Here is a 5348-nt window from a genome sequence, read left to right on the forward strand (position 1 = left end):
CGGCGACCGGCGGGACGGCCCCGGCGACGCCGGCCGTGGCCGTGTGACGACGCTCGCCCGCGGCCGCGAGGGCGATCCGGCGTGGATCCGCCCGGCGCTCTGGGCCGTCCTGGTCGCCTCCGCGGTCCTGATGGTCTGGAACCTCGGCGAGAACGGGATGTCCAACGAGTACTACGCGGCCGCCGTGAAGTCGGCCTCGGTCTCGTGGAAGGCGTGGTTCTTCGGCTCGCTCGATCCCGGCTCGTTCATCACGGTCGACAAGCCGCCGCTCTCGATCTGGCTCATGGGCCTGTCGACGCGGATCTTCGGCTTCGGCAGCGTCAGCATGCTGCTGCCGCAGGCGCTCTGCACGATCGTCTCGGTCGGCCTGCTGTACGCCACGGTGCGCCGGGGCCTCGACGAGCGGCTCGGCGCCTCGGGTGCCGCGACCGCCGCCCTCCTGGCCGCCGCGTTGCTGGCGATCACCCCGATCACCGTCGCGATCGGCCGGGTCAACAACCCCGACGCGCTGCTGATCCTCCTGCTCGTCGCCTCGGCCTACGCCACGATGCGGGCGGTCGAGGGCGGTCGCCTGAAGTGGCTCGTGTGGGCCGGCGTGTTCGTCGGACTGGCCTTCACGGCGAAGATGCTGCAGGGCTGGATGATCGTCCCGGCGCTCGGCGCGGTCTACCTGCTGGCCGGCCCGCCGAGGCTGCTGGTCCGCCTCCGTCAGCTGCTCGTCGCCGGCGTCGTCATGGTCGGTGTCTCCGCCGCCTGGCCGACCGCCGTGTCGCTCTGGCCCGGCTCGAAGCCCTACGTCGGCGGCTCGGAGGACGGCTCCGCCTGGGACCTCATCCTCGGCTACAACGGCCTCGGCCGGATCACCGGGAACGAGGGTGGCACGGGCGGCGGGAACGGCGCGTCGTTCGGCGGCGTCGCCGGTCTCGGGCGCATGTTCAACGAGCAGGTCGGAGCGCAGATCGCGTGGCTCCTGCCGCTCTCGGCGCTCTCGCTGGTCGCCGCCATGTGGCTGACCCGCCGCGCGCCGCGCACCGACCGGGCCCGCGCCGTGGTCGTCCTCCTCGGCGTCTGGCTGCTCGTCCACGTGCTCGTCTTCTCGACGGCCAAGGGCACCTTCCACCCGTACTACACGAGCGCCATGGCCCCGGCGGTCGCCGGCCTCTGCGCCATCGGCCTCGTGCTCCTCTGGCGGGCGGCCCGGACCTCCGTCGTCGCCCACCTCGTCCTCGCGGTCGGTGTCGCCGGCACGGCCTGGACGTCGGTCGAGCTGCTCGGCCGCGCCGCCGACTTCCAGCCCTGGCTGCGCGTGGCCGTCCCGGTCCTCGCGGGTCTGGCGCTCCTCGGCTCGGTGGCCCTGCGCCGCTCCGGCCCCGCGATGCGCCGGGTCGCCGTCGCCGCCGCGGTGGCCGGGGCGATCGCGATCGCCGCGGGTCCGGCGTCCTACTCCGTCGCGTCCGTGGGACGGTCGCTGAACGGCAACAACGTCCTCGCGGGACCCGCCTCGGCGTCGCAGGGCGCCATGGGCGGTCCGGGCGGGATGCGCGGTGGCCAGGGCGGCCCCGGCGGGCGGATGGGGACACCGCCGCCGGGCGCGATGCCCCAGGGTGGCGGCGCCCCGCCGGCGACGTCGGCCGGCCCCTCGGCCGGGGGCGCCCGACGGGGCGGCATGGGCGGCGGCTCGATCTCCGACGAGGTCATCGCCTACCTGCAGGCGAACCAGGGGTCCGCGAAGTACCTGCTGGCCGCGAGCGGCTCGCAGACGACCGCCTCGGTGATCATCTCGACGGGTGAGCCGGTCGTCACGATCGGCGGCTTCGGGGGCAGCGATCCCGCCCCGACCGTCGCCCAGATGGCGCAGATGGTCCGGGACGGCGAGCTGAAGTACGTCCTGGTCTCCTCGAACAGCCGTGGCGGACCGGGCGGGAACTCCACGAGCGCGCTGAGCACCTGGGTGAAGGCCCATGGCGAGCCCGTCACGGCGGTCACGGTGAGCGGCGGGACGCTCTACGAGGTCAGCGCCTCGTAGCGCGGGCGGGGGAGGGCGACGGCGACCAGGCCGGTCGACGGCGCGGGGCGCCTACGCTCCCCGGGTGCCCGCGCCCGTCCAGCCCCTCCGCCTCCTGCCCGACCTGCTGGTCGTCGAGCGAGGCGGCGCCGACGACGGGGTGGCGGGGGACTGGGTGGCCCTGGTGCGCGCCCCCGACGGCCTGACGGTCGTCCGGCGGGCCCGCGACGGCGAGGCGCCCGCCGAGCCCTGGCGGGCCTTCCACGGCGAGGCGGCCCACGACCTGGACCTGCCGGGCATGCTCCTCGCCGTGATCCGTCCGCTGAGCGAGGCCGGCCTGCCGGTCTTCGTCACCTCGACGTTCGACGCGGACCTCGTCCTGGTCCCGGCGGACCGGATCGAGGTCGCCGCCCGGCTGCTCGAGGACGCCGGGCACGAGATCCGCCGCTGAGCACCCCGGGGGCCGCGCCCGGCGGCCGGGCCGGTCGGCTCAGCCCGCCGGCGGCGGACCCTCCGCCCGATCCTTCGCCCGGAGGTCCATCCACAGGAACAGGACGCCGATCAGGAAGCCGAAGACGACCGCCGCGACCGCGTCGCTGCCCAGCAGCGCGGCCAGGCCGCCCGCGATCGCGCCCCCGACGAACGCGCCGATCAGGACCTGGAGGAGCGACCGCGGATCGGGCGGCGGGCCGTCGTCCCCCGGCCCGCGGTCGGCGTCCGGGGCGGCACGCTGGCGCGGGATCCTCACGCGACGGGTTCTACCAGCCACCCGCCGGACGGCCGTCGCCCGTCGCCCGTCGCCCGTCGCCCGTCGTCCGACGTCCGTCGTCCGGCGCCGGTCGCCCACCGCCCGGACCACCCGCCCTCCCCAGCTCCTCCCCAGGGTTCCCCCAGGAACGGGTGCGATGCTGCGCCCATGAGCACCCAGGAGGCCCCTGCCCACCGCGTCCTGGTGGTCGACGACGAGCCCAACATCGTCGACGTCGTGTCGATGGCCCTGCGGTTCCAGGGGTTCGAGGTGGCGACCGCGGGGACCGGCGACGAGGCGCTGAGCCGGGTCGAGTCGTTCCGCCCCCAGATCATGGTCCTCGACGTGATGCTGCCCGACATGACGGGCTTCGAGGTCGCGGAGAAGCTGGGCGCCCAGCGCGGTCACGTGCCGATCGTCTTCCTGACCGCCCGCGACGCGACGGAGGACAAGCTGCGCGGCCTGACCTCCGGCGGCGACGACTACGTCACCAAGCCGTTCTCGCTCGAGGAGCTCGTCGCACGGATCCGGGTCATCCTGCGCCGCACCGGCCAGGCGACGGAGGAGTCCTCGACGCTGCGGTTCGAGGACCTCGAGATGGACGAGGACACCCGCGAGGTCACGCGCGCCGGGCACCTCGTCGACCTGACGGACACGGAGTACCGGCTGCTCCGGTACTTCCTGCGCAACCCGCGCCGCGTCCTCACGCGGGCACAGATCCTCGACCACGTCTGGGACTACGACTTCGGCGGCGACGCGCGGGTGCTCGAGACGTACGTCTCGTACCTGCGGAGGAAGCTCGACGGCGCCGGCGGCGAGAGCCTGCCGTCCCTGATCCACACCGCCCGCGGCGTCGGCTACGCCCTGCGCGCCCCGAGGCGCTGAGGCCCGTGCCCGCCACGACCCGCCCGGCCGCCCCGTGACCCTCCGCGCGCGCCTGATCGCGACGGTCTTCGTCCTCGCCGCCGTCGCGATGATCGCGCTGGCGGCCGTCACCTACGCCGGCCAGCGCGGCGCGCTGCTGGACCAGGTCGACGACCAGCTCGCGAGCGCCCAGATCGGCGCGAACCAGCGCCTCGCCCGGCAGAACGGCCTCCAGGGGATCTTCGGACCGGGCACCCCTCCGCCGGGCGCCCGCGGCCCGCGACGGTCCTACGGGGCCGACGACCCGGACGACGTCGGCCGCGGTGGCGGTGACCTCCAGCCGGGCACGTACGCCGAGCTGCGCGGGTCCGACGGGCGGAAGGTCGGCGACGAGACCGGCGCCGACCCGGCCTACAACGCCGACGCGCTCGCCTCGCCGGTCCTGCCGACCGTCCTGCGCGCGGGCATGACCTTCACCGCCACCGCGAAGGGCGACGACGACCTGCGCTACCGCGTGCGGACGTTCGCGCGGCCCGTCGGCGCGTTCGGGACCGGACGGTCGCCCGGCGGCTCCGGCACCTCGTCGACGGCCGGGACGGACCCGGGATCGACCGCCTCGTCGACGTCCGGGGCGGACTCGACCACGTCGTCCACCACCGGGACGACCACCGCCACGCGGACCGCCGCGGTCCGGAGCGCGCTCGCCTCGGGGTTCACGGTCGTCGCCGTGCCGCTGACGGACGTCGACGCCACGCTCGACCGGCTGCTGCAGACGGAGGGGATCGTGATCGGCATCGCCCTGGCGCTCCTGACCGGGCTCTCCTGGGTCCTCGTGCGGATCGGCCTGCGACCGCTGGACCGCATGGCCTCGACCGCGGGCGAGATCGCCGCCGGCGACCTGGACCAGCGGGTCGAGGACGCCTCACCGAGGACCGAGGTCGGGCGCCTGGGCCTGGCGCTGAACGGCATGCTCGGTCGGCTCGAGGGTGCGTTCGCCGAGCGCGAGGCCAGCGAGGGCCGGCTGCGCCAGTTCCTCTCCGACGCCTCGCACGAGCTGCGCACCCCGCTGGCCTCGATCCGGGGCTACGCCGAGCTCTTCCGGGTCGGCGCCGTGAAGGACCCGGAGGACCTGAAGAAGGCGATGAGCCGGATCGAGGACGAGGCCGCGCGGATGGGCGTGCTCGTCGAGGACCTGCTCGTGCTGGCGCGGCTGGACGAGGCGCCGGAGAAGGCCTACGGCCCCGTCGACGTCGCCCTGATCGCCGAGGACGTCGCGGAGGATGCCCGGGCGATCGACCCGGCGCGGACGATCACGCCGACGGGCACGGGGGAGGCGATCGTCCACGGCGACGACGGTCAGCTGCGCCAGGTGCTGACGAACCTCGTGCGCAACGCGCTCGTCCACACGCCGGCGGGCACCCCGGTCGAGATCACCACGACGGTCGAGGGCGGGCACGTCGAGATCGAGGTCCGCGACCACGGCCAGGGGCTGCCGTCGGAGGACCCGCAGGCGATCTTCGGGCGCTTCTGGCGCTCCGAGGGCGGCCGGACCCGCGGCAAGAGCGGCGCCGGGCTGGGCCTGGCGATCGTGGCGGCGATCGTCGAGGCGCACGACGGCACGGTGCGGGCGGGCACCGCGCCCGGTGGCGGGGCGTCCTTCGTCGTCCGCCTGCCGCTGCGGGGGTGACCCCCGGGTCGGCCCCGCGAGCGCGTTCCGCCGAGCGCGTCCCG

General features: G+C 75.4%; 5 protein-coding genes. 4 read left to right on the plus strand and 1 reads right to left on the minus strand.

The features are described 5' to 3' along the window. Positions 1-2026, plus strand: a 2026-nt coding sequence (locus tag Q7T67_RS11805; RefSeq protein WP_304789416.1) for a glycosyltransferase family 39 protein, incomplete at its 5' end; no start/stop codon positions are given. A 64-nt stretch (positions 2027-2090) separates the two neighbouring features. Next, the gene (locus Q7T67_RS11810) at positions 2091-2456 is read left to right on the plus strand and encodes an ACT domain-containing protein (RefSeq protein ID WP_304789419.1); all 366 of its coding nucleotides are present in this window, start codon (positions 2091-2093) and stop codon (positions 2454-2456) included. Between the two features lie 39 nt (positions 2457-2495). Here the strand turns inward: Q7T67_RS11810 and Q7T67_RS11815 are convergent, their stop codons facing one another. Continuing rightward, on the minus strand, positions 2496-2753 hold the full coding sequence (locus tag Q7T67_RS11815; RefSeq protein WP_304789422.1) for a hypothetical protein: 258 nt from the start codon (positions 2751-2753) through the stop codon (positions 2496-2498). A gap of 168 nt (positions 2754-2921) precedes the next feature. On the opposite strand from Q7T67_RS11815, the gene Q7T67_RS11820 reads away from it, so the two are divergent. Both Q7T67_RS11820 and Q7T67_RS11825 read left to right on the plus strand, forming a co-directional pair. Further along, positions 2922-3638 carry a response regulator transcription factor gene (locus tag Q7T67_RS11820; RefSeq protein ID WP_304789425.1) on the plus strand — a complete coding sequence of 239 codons (717 nt, stop codon included), beginning with the start codon at positions 2922-2924 and terminating at the stop codon, positions 3636-3638. Between the two features lie 34 nt (positions 3639-3672). Further along, positions 3673-5304 (plus strand): cell wall metabolism sensor histidine kinase WalK, encoded by a 1632-nt coding sequence (locus Q7T67_RS11825; RefSeq protein ID WP_304789428.1) that lies wholly within the window; start codon positions 3673-3675, stop codon positions 5302-5304. Positions 5305-5348: the final 44 nt, after the last annotated feature.

Origin of the sequence: Patulibacter sp. (assembly GCF_030655195.1) — a bacterium.
Taxonomy (GTDB): domain Bacteria; phylum Actinomycetota; class Thermoleophilia; order Solirubrobacterales; family Solirubrobacteraceae; genus Patulibacter.